At 34.3% G+C, this 16,258-nt stretch carries 18 protein-coding genes; 9 read left to right on the top strand and 9 right to left on the bottom strand.

Annotated elements, in window-relative coordinates:
• Positions 1 to 32 precede the first annotated feature (32 nt).
• The 4 genes from murA to EAG08_RS14830 form a co-directional block, all read right to left on the bottom strand.
• Complete coding sequence (gene murA, locus EAG08_RS14815) at positions 33 to 1,340, bottom strand: UDP-N-acetylglucosamine 1-carboxyvinyltransferase (protein ID WP_129536109.1); 1,308 nt, start codon at positions 1,338 to 1,340, stop codon at positions 33 to 35.
• A complete protein-coding gene (locus EAG08_RS14820) occupies positions 1,340 to 2,008 on the bottom strand; it encodes a DUF4290 domain-containing protein (protein ID WP_129536110.1) in 669 nt (222 codons plus the stop codon). Before EAG08_RS14820 ends, murA begins: the two co-directional genes overlap by 1 nt.
• A gap of 117 nt (positions 2,009 to 2,125) precedes the next feature.
• On the bottom strand, positions 2,126 to 2,539 hold the full coding sequence (locus EAG08_RS14825) for a thiol-disulfide oxidoreductase DCC family protein (protein ID WP_129536111.1): 414 nt from the start codon (positions 2,537 to 2,539) through the stop codon (positions 2,126 to 2,128).
• An 11-nt stretch (positions 2,540 to 2,550) separates the two neighbouring features.
• On the bottom strand, positions 2,551 to 2,985 hold the full coding sequence (locus tag EAG08_RS14830; protein WP_129536112.1) for a heme-binding domain-containing protein: 435 nt from the start codon (positions 2,983 to 2,985) through the stop codon (positions 2,551 to 2,553).
• Positions 2,986 to 3,235: 250 nt separating this feature from the next.
• Between EAG08_RS14830 and der the strand changes: the two genes are divergently transcribed.
• Positions 3,236 to 4,546, top strand: a complete 1,311-nt coding sequence (gene der, locus EAG08_RS14835; RefSeq protein WP_129536113.1) for a ribosome biogenesis GTPase Der — start codon at positions 3,236 to 3,238, stop codon at positions 4,544 to 4,546.
• Between the two features lie 108 nt (positions 4,547 to 4,654).
• A complete protein-coding gene (gene upp, locus EAG08_RS14840; protein ID WP_129536114.1) occupies positions 4,655 to 5,305 on the top strand; it encodes a uracil phosphoribosyltransferase in 651 nt (216 codons plus the stop codon).
• Here upp and EAG08_RS14845 read toward each other — a convergent pair whose 3' ends face one another.
• The 4 genes from EAG08_RS14845 to EAG08_RS14855 all read right to left on the bottom strand — a co-directional run bounded on the left by EAG08_RS14845 (position 5,306) and on the right by EAG08_RS14855 (position 8,254).
• Entirely contained in the window at positions 5,306 to 5,995 is a 690-nt protein-coding gene (locus EAG08_RS14845; protein WP_129536115.1) for an alpha/beta fold hydrolase, read from the bottom strand.
• 43 nt (positions 5,996 to 6,038) lie between these two features.
• Positions 6,039 to 6,692: a ComF family protein gene (locus tag EAG08_RS14850; protein ID WP_129536116.1), complete on the bottom strand. Its 654-nt coding sequence runs from the start codon at positions 6,690 to 6,692 to the stop codon at positions 6,039 to 6,041.
• 87 nt (positions 6,693 to 6,779) lie between these two features.
• The gene (locus tag EAG08_RS22965) at positions 6,780 to 6,929 is read right to left on the bottom strand and encodes a hypothetical protein (RefSeq protein ID WP_317126280.1); all 150 of its coding nucleotides are present in this window, start codon (positions 6,927 to 6,929) and stop codon (positions 6,780 to 6,782) included.
• An 11-nt stretch (positions 6,930 to 6,940) separates the two neighbouring features.
• Positions 6,941 to 8,254 carry a helix-turn-helix transcriptional regulator gene (locus EAG08_RS14855; protein ID WP_317126281.1) on the bottom strand — a complete coding sequence of 438 codons (1,314 nt, stop codon included), beginning with the start codon at positions 8,252 to 8,254 and terminating at the stop codon, positions 6,941 to 6,943.
• A gap of 127 nt (positions 8,255 to 8,381) precedes the next feature.
• Between EAG08_RS14855 and aceB the strand changes: the two genes are divergently transcribed.
• The 6 genes from aceB (at position 8,382) to EAG08_RS14885 (ending at position 14,628) form a co-directional block, all read left to right on the top strand.
• Positions 8,382 to 9,956 carry a malate synthase A gene (gene aceB, locus EAG08_RS14860; protein WP_129536117.1) on the top strand — a complete coding sequence of 525 codons (1,575 nt, stop codon included), beginning with the start codon at positions 8,382 to 8,384 and terminating at the stop codon, positions 9,954 to 9,956.
• Between the two features lie 153 nt (positions 9,957 to 10,109).
• The gene (aceA, locus tag EAG08_RS14865; RefSeq protein WP_410493339.1) at positions 10,110 to 11,393 is read left to right on the top strand and encodes an isocitrate lyase; all 1,284 of its coding nucleotides are present in this window, start codon (positions 10,110 to 10,112) and stop codon (positions 11,391 to 11,393) included.
• A gap of 114 nt (positions 11,394 to 11,507) precedes the next feature.
• On the top strand, positions 11,508 to 11,954 hold the full coding sequence (locus EAG08_RS14870; protein WP_129536119.1) for a 6-pyruvoyl trahydropterin synthase family protein: 447 nt from the start codon (positions 11,508 to 11,510) through the stop codon (positions 11,952 to 11,954).
• 25 nt (positions 11,955 to 11,979) lie between these two features.
• On the top strand, positions 11,980 to 12,753 hold the full coding sequence (locus EAG08_RS14875; protein WP_129536120.1) for a UDP-2,3-diacylglucosamine diphosphatase: 774 nt from the start codon (positions 11,980 to 11,982) through the stop codon (positions 12,751 to 12,753).
• A 195-nt stretch (positions 12,754 to 12,948) separates the two neighbouring features.
• A complete protein-coding gene (locus tag EAG08_RS14880) occupies positions 12,949 to 13,944 on the top strand; it encodes an acyl transferase (RefSeq protein ID WP_129536121.1) in 996 nt (331 codons plus the stop codon).
• 138 nt (positions 13,945 to 14,082) lie between these two features.
• Positions 14,083 to 14,628, top strand: coding sequence for a hypothetical protein (locus EAG08_RS14885; protein WP_129536122.1), 546 nt, complete (start codon positions 14,083 to 14,085; stop codon positions 14,626 to 14,628).
• Between the two features lie 47 nt (positions 14,629 to 14,675).
• On the opposite strand, the gene aqpZ is transcribed toward EAG08_RS14885, so the two are convergent.
• Positions 14,676 to 15,392: an aquaporin Z gene (gene aqpZ / locus EAG08_RS14890; RefSeq protein WP_129536123.1), complete on the bottom strand. Its 717-nt coding sequence runs from the start codon at positions 15,390 to 15,392 to the stop codon at positions 14,676 to 14,678.
• Between the two features lie 237 nt (positions 15,393 to 15,629).
• Here aqpZ and EAG08_RS14895 point away from each other — a divergent pair, with 237 nt between their 5' ends.
• On the top strand, positions 15,630 to 16,247 hold the full coding sequence (locus EAG08_RS14895; RefSeq protein WP_129536124.1) for a DUF5715 family protein: 618 nt from the start codon (positions 15,630 to 15,632) through the stop codon (positions 16,245 to 16,247).
• The last annotated feature ends 11 nt before the right edge of the window (positions 16,248 to 16,258 follow it).

Here is a 16,258-nt window from a genome sequence, read left to right on the forward strand (position 1 = left end):
TAAATTAAGCTTCCTTAGTCTCAACCTTAATTTTATATCCTCTCAATATCTGCTCCAATTGCTTTCAATCTTCCGTCGATATTTTCATACCCACGGTCAATTTGCTCGATATTGTGAATGATTGATTTTCCTTCAGCAGAAAGGGCAGCAATCAAAAGTGCATTTCCGGCTCTGATGTCGGGAGAAACCATCGTTGTTCCACGAAGTGGTGATTCTTGATTCAAACCGATTACTGTTGCTCTGTGTGGATCGCACAAGATAATTTGTGCTCCCATGTCAATCAGTTTATCAACGAAAAATAATCTTGATTCAAACATTTTCTGATGTACCAAAATACTTCCTTTTGCCTGTGTTGCCACTACCAAAATGATGGAAAGTAAATCTGGAGTAAATCCTGGCCAAGGCGCATCAGAAATCGTAAGGATTGATCCGTCGATGAATTTCTGAATTTTATAATGTTCCTGAGATGGGATGTAAATGTCATCACCACTTTGCTCAAGCTCGATTCCCAGTTTTCTGAATGTATTTGGAATAACGCCAAGCTGGTTCCAGTTGACATTTTTGATGGTGATTTCAGATTTTGTCATGGCTGCAAGACCAATCCATGAACCGATTTCTACCATGTCCGGAAGCATAGTGTGTTCTGTTCCGTTCAAACTTGTAACGCCTTCAATCGTTAATAAATTTGAACCGATACCTGAAATATTGGCACCCATTCTGTTCAGCATTTTGCAAAGTTGCTGCAGATAAGGTTCGCATGCTGCGTTGTAGATTCTTGTTTTTCCTTTTGCCAAAGCTGCTGCCATTACGATATTAGCAGTTCCTGTTACAGAAGCTTCTTCAAGAAGGATAAATTTTCCGTTAAGTTCTTTAGCTTTTAATGAATAGAAAAATTCGTTCTCATCATAATGAAATTCAGCACCCAATTCTACCAATCCTTGGAAGTGCGTATCTAATCTTCTTCTTCCGATTTTGTCACCACCCGGAGTTGGCATATAAGCTTCACCGTAACGAGCTAGCATTGGACCCATCAACATAATTGAACCTCTTAGTTTTGCGCCGTCTTTTTTGAATTCGTCAGATTTAATGTAATCAAAATTGACGCTGTCTGCCTTGAAAGTAAAATCGCCATGACCATTTTTGGTCACTTTTACTCCGAAATCTCCTAAAATCTCAATCAATCTGTTGACATCATGAATATCGGGAATGTTTTTAATTCTTACCTCCTCATCCGTTAACAAAACCGCACATAAGATTTGGAGAGCTTCATTTTTTGCCCCTTGTGGAGTAATTTCACCTTGCAGTCTTTTTCCTCCTCTTATTTGAAATGTCCCACTCATTATCTTCTATTCTTATTATTGTTGTTATTTGTGAATCTTCTTTTGTTAATATTGTTGTTAGTATTGCTTTGATTTCGGTTATTGTTATTCTTGTTCAGATTATTACGGTTGGCGGTGGCGTAATAAATTTTGCTTTTTTCAAGAGATTCAATATTCGTTAAATCAAGTCTGTTAGATGATAATTCTTTCAGGTGACGGAAGATCACATCATCAGTTACATGTTCTTTATTATAAACATTGTAAGACTTCTTCATATTGTTGGCAATCACTTCAATCAGAGCTTCTTTTTCGTCTCCGGGTTCAAGTTCGATTGCTTTTTCTATTAATTGAAGAATACTTTTTCCGTAAAATTTGAAGTCACCCTGAAGCTTGGGATATTCCATTCTTTTTGGTTTCTCCTCAAGTTCTTCTTTGGTTGGGAAAGGATATACAGGATCGATGTCAAGATCATGTTTAGCCAAAATATACAGATGATCCCAAAGTTTATGTTTGTAATTGTCTTCGTCTCGTAGTTGTGGGTTTCTTTGACCCATAAAATCAATGATTGCCATTGCCATTTCGTTTCTTTCTTCTTTTGTAGAAAGCTCTTTGCAACGCTCAACCAACTGTTGTATGATTCTGCCGTATTCCGGCATATTAAGCTGAGTTCTTTGGGTGTTATATTCCATAATATGCAAATATATGGATTAATAAAAAAATCAGTTAGAAAAACTTAAATGTTTGTTATAATTTAATGAAAAATTAAAGTTTTCCGCTATTTTATCAGATACCAAAATTTAAATCAATCAAATTTCGATAAATTTCTTTCTTTGATGAGGAGTTGGTAGATAACATTTCTGATTCGCAATTTTCATCCTGTTCTCAGAAATTTTATCATAAATCTTGTCTCTTAAGAATGAAGGGAAGATTTTTCCCATCACAGACAGTTTGTAAATTCCGCCTAATAAATTTGCTATTTTTAAAACTGCGTGAGATTTAATTAAATAATAAGAATTGGGTTTCCACAAATACATGGTGTTGAATTGTTTGGTTTCAAGACCTCTTTCTGAAAGAAATTTTTGTCCGAATTCAGACTGCAGTGAAGCAAACATAAATTGGTCATTTTTGTCTCTTTCTAAAATCCATTGTACCCAAAAATTACAGACGCCGCACTCGCCGTCAAAAAACACAATATGTTTATCCTTCCATTTTTCCTCCATGATTTTTTGTTTTATTGCATTTTTATCTGCGTGTCTTCTATTTGTTTTTTTAAATAGATAACGAGTTCTTTTCTTTGTTGATCAGTCAGCTTAGCATCTTGATGACCGACGTAATAAGATTCTAAAGGCATTTCCTTTTTTTCAATCATCTCAATACATTCTTCCATTTTATGAATCTGCCTTTTGGGTTCGTAGGTTGCAAAAATAGAGAAGTTTAAATGTTTTCTCCCTTCATTGATATGGTTTTTCAGAAACCAGGACGATGGGGCAATACTAGAATACCATGGGTATTTTGTTTCGTTTGAATGACAATCATAGCATGAAGTTTTTATCGTGTTTGCTATGTTTTCCGGAGTATTTTTAATTCTTAAAAAATCCATTCCTTCATTTACGGGCGGATTTGTTTTATCAATCGGAAAAAACTGAATGATAACAAAAGCAACCAAAAAATAATAAGTATTTTCTTCATAAAGCGAAATTTTAAAAGACGGTTAATTAAATCACATCTCGTGCCTAAAGTTTAAATTTAGAAAAAAATATCGACTATTTATTTGTGGACTAGCTGTTTAGAATAAATCAATGATTAAGGTTAAATTTTAAAACCCTATCTTTGCAAAAAAATTGGGCTCCAATAGTTGGAGTAACCCATTGATAATCTGATCCTGAGTACATCTCAAGGGTTATTAAACATTTTTTATGTCAAATATTGTTGCAATCGTTGGACGTCCCAACGTAGGAAAATCCACACTTTTTAATCGTTTGCTAGAAAGAAGAGAAGCTATCGTAGATTCTACTTCCGGAGTTACCAGAGACCGTCATTACGGAAAATCTGACTGGAGTGGTGTAGACTTTACTGTAATCGATACAGGTGGTTATGAAGTAAACAGCGAAGACGTTTTCCAGGAAGAAATTTCAAAACAGGTTCAGCTGGCAATTGATGAAGCGACGTCAATTATTTTTATGATGAACGTAGAAGAAGGTCTTACAGATACCGACTATGAGATTCATGAGATGTTGAGAAGATCAAAAAAGCCGGTTTATCATGTGATTAATAAAGTTGACTCTTCAAAAGAAGAATTGGCAGCTACAGAATTTTATCAGTTAGGAATTGAAAAATATTACACTTTATCTTCAGCTACAGGTTCCGGAACAGGAGAGATTCTTGATGCTGTGATTAATGATTTCCCGACAACTGATTACAAAGATCCATTCGAAGGTCTTCCAAAAATTACCATTGCAGGTCGTCCAAACGTAGGGAAATCTACTTTAACGAATGCTTTGCTTGATGCTGAAAGAAACATTGTAACGGATGTTGCAGGAACTACAAGAGACAGTATTCAGACCCTTTATAATAAATTCGGACACGAGTTTGTGTTGGTAGATACTGCCGGAATGCGTCGTAAGTCTAAAGTAAATGAAGATTTAGAATTTTATTCTGTAATGAGATCTATTCGTTCTATTGAATTTTCTGATGTTGTTATCATCATGGTTGATGCAACTTTGGGGTGGGAATCTCAGGATATGAATATCTTTGGTTTGGCTCAGAAAAACAGAAAAGGTATTGTAATCGTAGTTAACAAATGGGATTTGATTGAAGACAAAACAACCAATACCGTAAGAGATTTCGAACAATCTATCAGAGATAAAATCGGTCAGTTCAGCGATATTCCAATTCTTTTTGTTTCAGCTTTAACGAAACAGAGAATCCTGAAAGCTGTTGAAATGGCAATGGTTGTTTATGAAGACCGTAAGAAGAAAATCAAAACTTCAAAATTAAATGAGGTAATGCTTCCTATTTTCGAACGTACTCCGCCGCCAGCAAACAAAGGAAAATATATTAAAATCAAATATTGTGTACAGTTGCCGACACCGTCGCCACAATTTGTTTTCTTCTGTAATTTACCGCAGTATGTGAAAGAAGCATACAAACGATTTACAGAAAACCAACTGAGAAAAGAATTTGGTTTCACCGGAGTTCCGATTGAAGTGTATTTCAGACAAAAATAGTCGTTACCAATTACAATTTAAAATCATAAAAATAAAATCCCTTTCAGTAATTTTCTGAGAGGGATTTATTTTATATTTCATAGTTTTGTTGTCAGAATAATCAAAATTATGACGGTAGAACTTTCTAAAACTTTTTCTTTAGTTAATTCATGGATTAACGAGCTTCGAAACGTAGAAATTCAGCATGACCGAATGAGATTCCGCAGAAATATGGAGCGCATCGGAGAAATTGCCGCTTTTGAAATCTCTAAAGATTTAGAAACAAAAGAAATTGAAATTCAGACCCCTTTAGATAAAATAAAAGTTCATGAAATTGCCGTTCAGCCAGTGATTACAACCATTTTAAGGGCTGGAGTTCCTTTGTTTGAAGGGATTTTAAATTATTTCGACAGAGCTGACTGTGGTTTTGTAGCAGCTTACAGAAAGCATGACGCAAATGATTATTTCTCCATAAAGCAAGATTATTTAACCTGCCCGAATATCGACGGAAGACCATTAATTGTCGCAGATCCTATGTTGGCAACTGGCGCATCTTTAATTGAAGCTATCAAAGATTTACTAACCAACGGAACGCCTTCTCAACTACACATCGTTGCAGCTATTGCATCAAAACAAGGTGTTGAAAAGATTGAAAAGGCTTATCCACAGGCAAAAATATGGGTCGGTGCTATTGATGAAAATTTAACGACGAAAGGTTATATAACTCCAGGTTTAGGAGATGCGGGAGATTTGAGTTATGGCGAAAAATTGCAGAGATAATTAAGGCAGACTCCACAAATCTTGCATCAAATTGAGAAGTAGATCTGCTCGTACTTTTTCTAGCGGATGTTTTGTGTTGGGAAGTACGGCCAATTTTCCTTTTGTAAGTTTTCTGCAAACTGCTGTGCTTTCCTCAATTGTAACCATATTGTCCTGATCTCCGACCATAATCTGAACCGGAATTTCGATATTCTTTAAAACTTCATCATGTAACGGTGGATTTTTACCCAAAGAAATCATCATTTCAGCAATTTCAGGAAGTAATTTTTTCCATTTTGAACCATGCTGAGATTCTAATAATTCGGCATATTTTGGAATTTTTTCTATAATAATATCAGGATTCAGCATTTTACTTTCTTTCAATGCTTGTTCTTCTGTCCAGTCAAACTTGGTTCCTAATGTCATGACTGAATTTACTTTTTCAGGATTTTCTAAAGTATAACAAAGCGCAACGTAGCCACCCATACTGTGCCCGAAAATACAAACATCTTCCAGATTTTTCTTTTCAATAAATTCACTTAATTCCTGGATGTATTTTTCAATCGTAATTCCGTTCGTCGGCAGTTCTGTGTTTCCGTGTCCCGAAAACAATGGGGTATAAACATTGAAAGATTCTGAAAGCGCATTCAGATAAGGATTAAATAGATCACTGTGACCCAATGCACCATGTAATAAAATAAGGTTCCTCATATAATTAGTTTATGGAAAATTAGCAAAAATATTTTAATCTCGGCTATTCATCCATTGCCATTACCAAAATGCTCACTTTATTATTTCCTTCTTTCAGAATTTCCCATGCAATTGTTGCCAAAGTATTTCCGGTTGTAAAAACATCATCAATCAATAAGATGTGTTGATTAGAAATCTTTTTTGTTAATGAGAAAGTATTTTGAGTTTCAAGACGGTGTTGTTTATCTTTCAACGCTTGAGCTTTTGAGTAATGATTTCTCTTCAGTAAATGATGCTCAAATGGAATTCCATAAGAATCAGAAAGCGTTTTTGTGAACAGATGCAATTGATTATAACCTCTTTCCTTTTCTTTCTTCGGATGAAGAGGAACGCTGACTAGTACATCCGGCTTTTCGCTTTTAAAATCTAATCTTTCTGTCACCCAATCTGCAACAGTTTTTCCGGTTTTTTCTCGACTTCTGTACTTTAATTGGTGAATGATTTTCCGGCTTAAGTTTTCCTGTTCAAACTGCATCAAAGCGTATGCATTCTCAATCGGAAATAACAATTTGCATTTTTCTTTTAAGCTGTTTTCAGATAAATAATCAAAATGAGTAAAGTGAATCTGTTCAAAACAAATACTGCAAACAAGTAAGTTGCCATCAATAATTCTATTGCAATGAATGCAGCGGTTTGGGAAAAATAAATCTAAAATCATTTGTGTGTTTTCTGAAACTAAAATAATTAATTTCTAAAGAAGTTCGATGCTTATAGATTGGTTTTTTTTTAAAAAAATTAAGTATTGTCACAAAATACTCTTTCTGATTTTCTCAACCGAATTTTTCATGCTTAAATTAAAATACTCCTTCTCAAGACGAATTGGCGGAGCTTGTCTCACCTCACAGTCTGCAATACTGCACGATTCGCAGGTTACACCAACATTGATGGTTTTCAAAGTCGGAGATTTTATAAAATTGATTTTTTGATCGTTTGCGTATTCAGTAAAATTCCCAAACAATAACTTCGGTTGCTTCCATCTGAAAAAGGGTTTTTCTGGGAGGTAGAAATGACCAGATAACTTATTCCTTGATCTTTATAGTGCGAAATTTGCGCATCGGTTAAAGTTTCATTTTCCTTTAAATGATCGAGATTTTTCACGGCAATCCATCTTCGGCAATAATGTTCATTGGTAGCATTTGCGTGCGGAGCTTGTTGGTGGTTGAGGTGTAACTCTTTTAAAATCTGAATTTTATCTGAATTTTTCTTTTTAACTAAACATAAATAAAACAAATCTCTGATTCCCAATTCGGATGAGAGAATATTGGTCAGTCGATAATAGAAAGTTTCGGGAGAATTTGTGAAATTTTCGATGAGGTTTTCAAAACTTGTTGATTCCCAATTGTTTTGTGAAAAAAAATTAGAAGTGTTTTCAATGATTTGTCCTTTTGAAATCAATAATGCTCCTGCAAAATAAGAAGCGTAGAAGTTATTCAGTATTTCTTCAAAACTTCCGAAATCAATCCATGAATAAGTATTGGGGCGGTTTTTGAGCTCCAAAACATTAAACCCAATCTCCTTCGCGAGAATGAAAGTTTTCTGATCTTTCTCAAGTTTATTATTAAGTAACAATAATTTTTTCTCTGGAATAAATAACGAACGGAGATGATCTAAAGTTCCATATGTTTCAAAATTTTCTGTTTGAATTGCATAATTAAACTTTTCAATTAAAATCGTTTCCAAAATTTCAGACTTTAAATTTTTGCTAATCTCTAATTGATTTTCATTAGCAAACTGAATCACTTTTTCTTCAATGTCAGGAAAATAATTGTCATATAATTCCTGAAAAGACCGTAGAACAGCAAAGTAAAATCTTTCTTTTCCTAAATTATAATTCTGCGAAATTTCTATCAATGTATTAATAAAAGCGGTTACTTTTTTGGGCGCATCGCTGATAATGCTGATTAGATTATTTTTATTAATTCCGAAAAGATCTAAGGGGACTTCTTTAAAAAAATCGGATTGTAAAATTTCATTGAAAGGAGCTAAGCTTTTATCCAATTTTGTTGAAACCAAATCGTCAAAAGTACAGTTGAGAGCTTCAGAAAGCTGAATGATTTTGTCGTGTTTGGGATATTTTTTTCCGTTTTCGATTTCGTTAAGATAAGATTTAGACAAACCTGTTTTCACGGCAAGATCTTGTAAAGACCAATTTTTCTTTTGTCGTTGCTGTTTCAGTTTTAGCCCAAAAACTGTTTTGATAAAGTCACTATCCGAATTCATAGATCAAATATAAATAAATGAAAGCGATTATTCGCATAATAATTTTTTAAAATATTTAGCGAACGTTCGCTAAATATTGAATATTTTTATTTATGTTTGTAATGTCGAATCATAAAATCAATAGGTTATGGAAACTAAGACTCAATTAAAAATAAATGTAGAAAATCAGTTTGAAAAGCTTTTCACCTCAGAATTAGTTGATTTCTTGGTAGAGCTTCATCAAAATTTTAATCCTAAACGATTACAGCTTTTAGAGGAAAGAAAAAAAACTCAACAGGAATTTGATAAAGGAATTCTTCCTAAGTTTTTATCTGAAACTGAAGAAATAAGAAATGGAGATTGGGTATGTTCTCCGCTTCCGGCAGATTTACTGGATCGTAGAGTTGAAATTACTGGTCCGGTTGACAGAAAAATGATTATTAATGCTTTGAACTCAGGCGCGTCTACTTTTATGGCAGATTTTGAAGACAGTAATTCTCCCACTTGGAATAATTGTATGGAAGGGCAAATCAATCTTTCTGACGCAATCAATCGAAAAATTGACTTCACAAATGAGCAAGGAAAATCATATGAGTTAAATGAAAAAACAGCCGTTCTTCTTGTTCGTCCGAGAGGTTTGCATTTAAATGAAAAACATATTGAAATTAATGACGAGCAAGCTTCAGCTTCATTAGTTGATTTTGGAATTTATTTTTTCAGAAATGCAAAGCAATTATTGGAAAATGGAAGTGCACCATATTTTTATCTTCCGAAATTAGAGCATTATAAAGAAGCACGTTGGTGGAATGAAGTTTTTGTTTTTGCCCAAAATTATTTGGAAATTCCAAAAAGTACGATCAAAGCAACGGTTTTGGTGGAGACAATCACCGCTTCTTTTCAGATTGATGAAATATTATTTGAATTAAAAGAACACAGCTCTGGTTTGAATTGCGGACGATGGGATTATATTTTTTCTTTCATTAAAAAATTCAGAAATCTTCCTCATTTTATTGTGCCCGACAGGGATCAGGTAACCATGGCTTCCCCTTTTATGAGTGCTTATTCAAAAAGAGTGATTGAGATTTGCCACAAAAGAAATGTTCATGCGATTGGCGGAATGGCGGCGCAAATTCCAATTAAAAATGATTATGAAGCGAATAGTCAGGCTTTCGGAAAAGTGAGAAATGACAAAGAACGGGAAGTGAAAAATGGTCACGACGGAACTTGGGTAGCTCACCCTGCATTAGTTTCTGTAGCAAAGGATATTTTCGATCAATACATGCCCTCGAAAAATCAGATTGATAAAAAATTTGATTATCAAATTACGGAAAATGACTTGTTGGAAATTCCAAAAGGTGAAATTACAGAAAATGGAGTTCGGAAAAATATCAATGTCGGAATTTTATATATCGAAAGTTGGTTAATGGGAACCGGAGCTGCAGCAATTTATAATTTGATGGAAGATGCTGCAACTGCAGAAATTTCAAGAACTCAAATCTGGCAATGGCTGAAAAATGATGCTGTTTTAAATGATGATCGAGTGTTGACAAGAGAGATGATTCTTCAGTGGGAATTTGAAGAATTGGAGCGTATTGAAAAATATGTTGGTCAAGAGCGTTTTAGAAACGGGAAATTCAATTTAGCTAAAGAACTTTTTAATGAATTGATTTTCTGTGAAGAATTCGAAGAATTTCTAACATTGAAAGCTTATCCATTTATTTAATTTAAAAATATAGGTTCGTCAGTTCGCGTAGATTTTGAAAAAATCATATCGAGAAGTTATTAAAGTTCTACAAGTTTTCGATACAAAATTCTTTCAGAATTTCACTCAAACTGACGAATGTCAAAACTCAATCTAATAATTTAAAATCCAAATATTATGAAAACAAGACAAGAACAAATCCAGAATTTAGAGAAGGACTGGTTGACCAATCCTCGCTGGAACGGAATAAAAAGACCTTACACAGCAGAAGATGTATTGAAGCTACGAGGTTCTTATAAATTAGATTATACAATCGCAACAGAAATGTCAAAGAAATTCTGGGAACAATTAAATAATCAGGATTTTGTTGCCGGATTAGGAGCTTTGACGGGAAATCAAGCAGTTCAGGAAGTTGATGCAGGTTTGGAAGCTATCTATCTTTCAGGATGGCAGGTTGCAGCAGATGCGAATTTATCTGGTGAAATGTATCCAGACCAATCGTTATATCCTGCGAACTCAGTGCCTTCTGTGGTGAAAAAAATAAATAATGCTTTGTTAAGAGCAGATCAAATTCAGTCAGTAAATGGAGGCGGAGAAAAAAAATATTTAGTTCCGATTATTGCTGATGCTGAAGCTGGTTTTGGTGGAAATCTCAACGCATATGAATTGATGAAGCAAATGATTGAAGCCGGAGCCGCAGCAGTACATTTTGAAGATCAGTTGTCTTCTGCGAAAAAATGTGGTCATTTAGGCGGGAAAGTTTTGGTTCCGACTCAGGAAGCGATCAATAAGTTGATTGCAGCACGTTTGGCTTCTGATGTTGCAGGTGTTCCGAGTGTGATTGTTGCAAGAACAGACGCGGATGCAGCAGATCTTTTGACTTCGGATATTGACGAAAGAGACAGGAAATTTGTAACAGGAGAAAGAACTTCAGAAGGATTTTATGTAGTGAAAAATGGAGTAGAACAGGGAATTGATAGAGGTTTATCTTATGCTCCGTATGCGGATTTAATTTGGATGGAAACGTCTAATCCTGATTTAGATTACGCAAGAAAATTTGCAGAAGGAATTCATGCTAAATTTCCTGGTAAAACGTTGGCTTACAATTGTTCACCATCTTTCAATTGGGCAGCAAAGCTTTCGGTTGATGAAATGCTGAATTTCAGAGAAGAATTGGCGAAAATGGGATACAAATTCCAATTTATTACTTTAGCAGGTTTCCATGCGTTGAATACGGCGATGTTTGAATTGGCTTTGGCGTATAAAGAAAGAGGAATGGCAGGGTATTCTGAATTGCAGGAACGAGAATTTGCTTTACAGAATAAGGGTTTCAGAGCGGTGAAACATCAGTCTTTTGTAGGAACGGGTTATTTTGATGAGATTCAGAATGTTGTGACCAGCGGTTCTTCTGCAACGGTTGCGATGAAAGATTCTACGGAAACGGCGCAGTTCCATTAATTTTTTTGTTAAATATATTGTTAGACCTTCTCAGCTTTTGGGAAGGTTTTTTTTATGAAAGAATTCTGGTCACTACTTCAAAGTAAAAGAGCAGAAAATCGTTATCTTTGCATCATGATACGTATTACAAAAATTTTTACATTCGAGACTGCTCATGTGTTGTACAATTATGATGGGAAATGTAAAAATATGCACGGACATTCTTACAAACTCTTCGTTACCGTAAAGGGAAAACCAATCAATGATCTGGAAAATCCTAAAAACGGAATGGTTGTAGATTTCGGAGATATTAAAGCTATTGTAAAAGCTGAAATTGTTGATGTTTGGGATCATTCGGTGTTGATCAACGGGGTTTCTCCGCATAGAGAGATGGGCGAAGAATTAGAAAATAAAGGTCAGAAAGTTATTTACTGCAACTTTCAGCCAACCTGTGAAAATATGTTGTACGCCATCGCTGCAAAAATAAAAGCAAAACTTCCTGCTGATGTTTCTTTGGCTTACTTGAAGCTCCACGAGACAGAAAATTCTTACGGAGAATGGTTTGCGGAAGATAATCAATAATTTTTTCTGAATTTAATATAGAAAAGTGCTAAAGACAACCATCAATTTAGAGCCGGGAAAGAAGGTGTATTTTGCATCAGATCAGCATTTTGGTGCTCCAGATCCGAAACAGAGCAAAATTCGGGAAGAAAAATTTATCCGTTGGATGAATGAGATCAAAGAAGATGCTCAGGTTTTGTTTTTAATGGGTGATTTGTTTGATTTTTGGCACGAATGGAAACATGTAATCCCGAAAGGTTATGTGCGTGTCCTAGGGAAAATAGCTGAGTTGAAAGACAGCGGTGTTCAGGTTTATTTTTTTGTAGGTAATCACGATCTCTGGATGAAAGATTATCTGGAAGAAGAGATAGGATGCACTGTTTTTTATAAAAAGCAATATTTTGAAATCGCAGGAAAACAGTTTCTACTGGCTCACGGAGATGGTTTGGGACCAGGTGATAAAGGATACAAAAGAATGAAAAAAGTCTTTACAAATCCCGTAGCACAGTGGTTTTTCAAATGGTTACATCCCGATATTGCGATGAAGATTGCATTGTACATGTCTCAAAAAAACAAAATGATTTCCGGAGATGAAGACAAAGCTTTTTTGGGAGAAGATAAAGAGTTTTTGATTATTTACTCGAAAGAGAAATTGAAAACTGAAAAGATTGATTACTTTATTTATGGCCACCGTCATTTGCCGATGGTTTTAGATTTAAATCAAAATTCAAAATACATCAATCTTGGAGACTGGATTTCTTATTTCACCTACGGAGTTTTTCAACATGATTTTGAACTGAAAACTTTTGAGCAGAAATAAAAAAATTACCTCCGAAGAGGTAATTCTTGAATAACAGTTTCTACGGCTGTTATATCTAATCCATATTCCGCAGATTGAATTGCAATAACCTGACCAAATTTTATTTTTTAATATTAATTATACTTAAAATTAAAGTCAAATTTCCTAAATAATTCAAAACGAATCAATAAGGCTTAAAAATCATTTAAAATTAAATTGAAAAGTATATTTGACATAAAGACCGAACAAGAATTTCTGGATGTGGCACTGACTACTTTTCGGTATCAGTACAGAAATATTGAGGTCTACAGAAAATTTGTTGATTATCTCAACATCGACGTAGAAACAGTTAAGTCTATCGAAAAGATTCCTTTTCTGCCGATTGAAATGTTTAAAAATCATCAGATCTTAGACAAAAATATTTCTACTGATTTGTATTTTCAAAGTTCGGGAACGACGCAGATGAATTTGTCTAAACATTTCATTGCTAACGAAAATATTTATCAGGAAAGTATTTACAAAAGTTTCGAACAGTTTATTGGAAAGCCTGAAGATTTTATATTTTTAGGATTGCTACCAAGTTATCTGGAAAAACAAAATTCATCACTGATTTACATGGTCGATTATTTGATGAAAAAATCAGACAAGCCTGAAAACGGATATTTTCTTTACAATCATGAGGATTTATCCAAGCTTTTAAATGAATTAAAGGATAAAAAAGTAATTCTTTTCGGAGTTTCTTTTGCGCTTTTGGATTTTCTAGATTATTGTCATTCTGAACGAAGTGAAGAATCTCTAAATTCTTTAAAGAATTTAGTAGTAATAGAAACGGGAGGAATGAAAGGGCGTAAAGAAGAAATGACAAAAGACGAGCTGTTGAAAATTCTTCAGAATGGTTTTAAAACCGAGAAAATTTATTCAGAATATTCAATGACCGAATTGCTTTCACAGGCGTATTCTTTAGGTGAAAACATCTACGAATGTCCAAATTGGATGCGTGTTTTGGTCAGAAATGTAGAAGATCCTTTCAGTTATGAAACTGCGGGAAAAACAGGAGCTATCAACATCATCGACTTGGCAAATATTCATTCTTGTTCGTTCATAGCAACACAGGATTTAGGCAAATTGTTGACAGAAGATGAAAAGAAATTTCAGGTGTTGGGAAGAATTGATCATTCGGATATTCGGGGCTGTAGCTTGTTAGTTAGTTAGTTAGTTAGTTAGTTAGTTAGTTAGTTACAAGCATTTGCAATCTTTGCTAAGTGAAACGCCTTTGCGAACGAAAAATAGACTCAATAATTTTAAAAAAAACTTAGCGAACTTTGCGTTAAAAATAAAAGTATCAAAACAGTGTTAAAGATAGAAGAGCTTGTTCATGCCTACATTCATGCAAATTGCGATTTTGAAAAGGAAATCGTACTGAGCAATCACTTTCATTCAGATTGGGAAGCAGATATGCTGATTATCGATTCTGAAGGTTTCAGTCATGAGATTGAAATTAAATTTTCGAAAAGTGATTTCAAAAATGATTTTAAAAAATCATACATTAATACTAAAACAGGCGAAAAATTTCTGAAGCACGATAAAATCTGTTGTGGAGATTACGTTTGTAATTCGTTTAGCTTTTTACTTCCGATGGGAATGATTGAGCATTCTCAAATTCCCGAACACTGCGGAATTATTGAATTCTACCACAACGCAGATAATTGGAATACGGAATTCTATCTCATCCGAAAACCCAAAAAAGTACACGAAGATTCTTACTGGAAGCTAAACGATAAAGATCTTTTCATCCGAAAAATGGCTTTAAATTTACTTCAACGAAAATTAGAAATCAAAGGAAAATATGAAGAATTGATCTTTAAAAATCCTTTTGAAATAAAGAAATTAAAATAGAAAAATCCTGCCGAAAGACAGGATTTCATTTTGATATATAATTTAAATTATTTCGCTTGTTCAGGTCTTTCCATCAATAAATTGTAAGTAAAAGCTGCTGCAATGCCTCCTAAAACCGGAGCAACAACAAATAACCAAAGTTGCGAAAGTGCTGCACCACCTGCGAAAATTGCCGGACCAATACTTCTTGCTGGGTTTACGGAAACTCCGGTTATTTTGATTCCAACAATGTGAATCAGAACCAATGAGAAACCAATCGCCAAACCTGCAAAACCACCGTTGATGTTTTTAGTTGAAGTTGAACCTAAAATTACCATCAGGAAAATAAATGTAAATACAAATTCAGCTACAAAAGCTGCCGTTGTATTGTAAGCATCAAGATATCCCGTTCCCCAACCGTTCGAGCCTAAAGCCCATTCTTTCATTTCTGCGCCCGGATGATTGATGAAAATCACGTAAAGAATTCCGGCGCCGATAATTGCACCAATGATCTGGGCAATAATGTATCGTATCGCTTCGTCCATTTTCATTCTTCCCGCCGCAACCATCGCTATAGAAATGGCAGGGTTGATGTGGCAGCCCGAAATGTGACCGATTGCGTAGGCCATAGCAACAACACTCAAACCAAATGCGAAAGAAATTCCCAGAAGTCCTACACCTGTAGTGCCGTCTGCGCCTGCAATCACTGCGCTTCCGCAGCCCATGAGAACAAGTACCATTGTGCCAAGCATCTCGGCAACGAATTTTGAAGTTTTTGAAATCATCTTTTTATGTATTTTAAATTGTAGAGCGAATGTACAAAAATTAATTATTCAAAATTAATGGAAATAAAATAAATATTATGTTATAAATTTTTAATATTGTTTATGTTTAATATATCTAATTAACTTTAATTATGATGGTTTTTATATTCATAAAATATTATGTCTTTTCATTAAATTAATATCTTTGGCAACTACAAAATCTGTAATTTTTGCGTTTAAATCTTCAAAATAGTCTGTATGAGGAAATTTCTGTACATCATTCCATTGGCATTTCATCAGCTTGTTTATAGTCAGGCATCAAAAAAAACGGTTCCGTGCTATGATTTTACCGAGGTTTTAAAAGTGGAACCGACTCCTTTGTACAAACCACATTTAGATGCTTCACGAAGCTTTAATGTCAATATTCTTAAAAATACCTCGCAAGTTCAGAAGTATATCAATAAGGGAAAATTTCACACGGTTAAAAAATCAGGAAAAGGGTATAAGGTTCAAAAGTTAGATTACAGCAGAGCATATTTAGTTTCAAAAGCAAAAACTACTTTAGAAAAAATAGGTTCAAGATTCAGTAAAGAAACCAAAGGGCATACGTTTACCATTTCATCGATTACCAGAACATTGGAAGATCAGTGCAGATTAAGAAAAGTTAATGCAAACGCATCGTTGGGAATAAGTTCGCATAATTATGGTAATTCTTTCGATATTTCTTACGTGAGATTTAATAATAAGCTTAAAACAAACCCTAAACTAGAGGTTGCGTTAGAAAAAGTTTTAAAACATTATGCCAATGCCGGACGGATTTATTACATCAAAGAACGCCAGCAAAGCTGTTTTCATATCACGGTTAGGAATTATTAAATTTAAAGTCC

The sequence above is a fragment of the Chryseobacterium sp. 3008163 genome (assembly GCF_003669035.1).
GTDB lineage: Bacteria > Bacteroidota > Bacteroidia > Flavobacteriales > Weeksellaceae > Chryseobacterium.

Excerpts from the sequence above, each read along its gene's own strand:
- murA (WP_129536109.1), bottom strand. The coding sequence starts at position 1,340 with ATGAGTGGGACATTTCAAATAAGAGGAGGAAAAAGACTGCAAGGTGAA.
- EAG08_RS14820 (WP_129536110.1), bottom strand. The coding sequence starts at position 2,008 with ATGGAATATAACACCCAAAGAACTCAGCTTAATATGCCGGAATACGGC.
- EAG08_RS14825 (WP_129536111.1), bottom strand. The coding sequence starts at position 2,539 with ATGGAGGAAAAATGGAAGGATAAACATATTGTGTTTTTTGACGGCGAG.
- der (WP_129536113.1), top strand. The coding sequence starts at position 3,236 with ATGTCAAATATTGTTGCAATCGTTGGACGTCCCAACGTAGGAAAATCC.
- upp (WP_129536114.1), top strand. The coding sequence starts at position 4,655 with ATGACGGTAGAACTTTCTAAAACTTTTTCTTTAGTTAATTCATGGATT.
- EAG08_RS14845 (WP_129536115.1), bottom strand. The coding sequence starts at position 5,995 with ATGAGGAACCTTATTTTATTACATGGTGCATTGGGTCACAGTGATCTA.
- EAG08_RS14850 (WP_129536116.1), bottom strand. The coding sequence starts at position 6,692 with ATGATTTTAGATTTATTTTTCCCAAACCGCTGCATTCATTGCAATAGA.
- EAG08_RS14855 (WP_317126281.1), bottom strand. The coding sequence starts at position 8,254 with ATGAATTCGGATAGTGACTTTATCAAAACAGTTTTTGGGCTAAAACTG.
- aceB (WP_129536117.1), top strand. The coding sequence starts at position 8,382 with ATGGAAACTAAGACTCAATTAAAAATAAATGTAGAAAATCAGTTTGAA.
- EAG08_RS14870 (WP_129536119.1), top strand. The coding sequence starts at position 11,508 with ATGATACGTATTACAAAAATTTTTACATTCGAGACTGCTCATGTGTTG.
- aqpZ (WP_129536123.1), bottom strand. The coding sequence starts at position 15,392 with ATGATTTCAAAAACTTCAAAATTCGTTGCCGAGATGCTTGGCACAATG.
- EAG08_RS14895 (WP_129536124.1), top strand. The coding sequence starts at position 15,630 with ATGAGGAAATTTCTGTACATCATTCCATTGGCATTTCATCAGCTTGTT.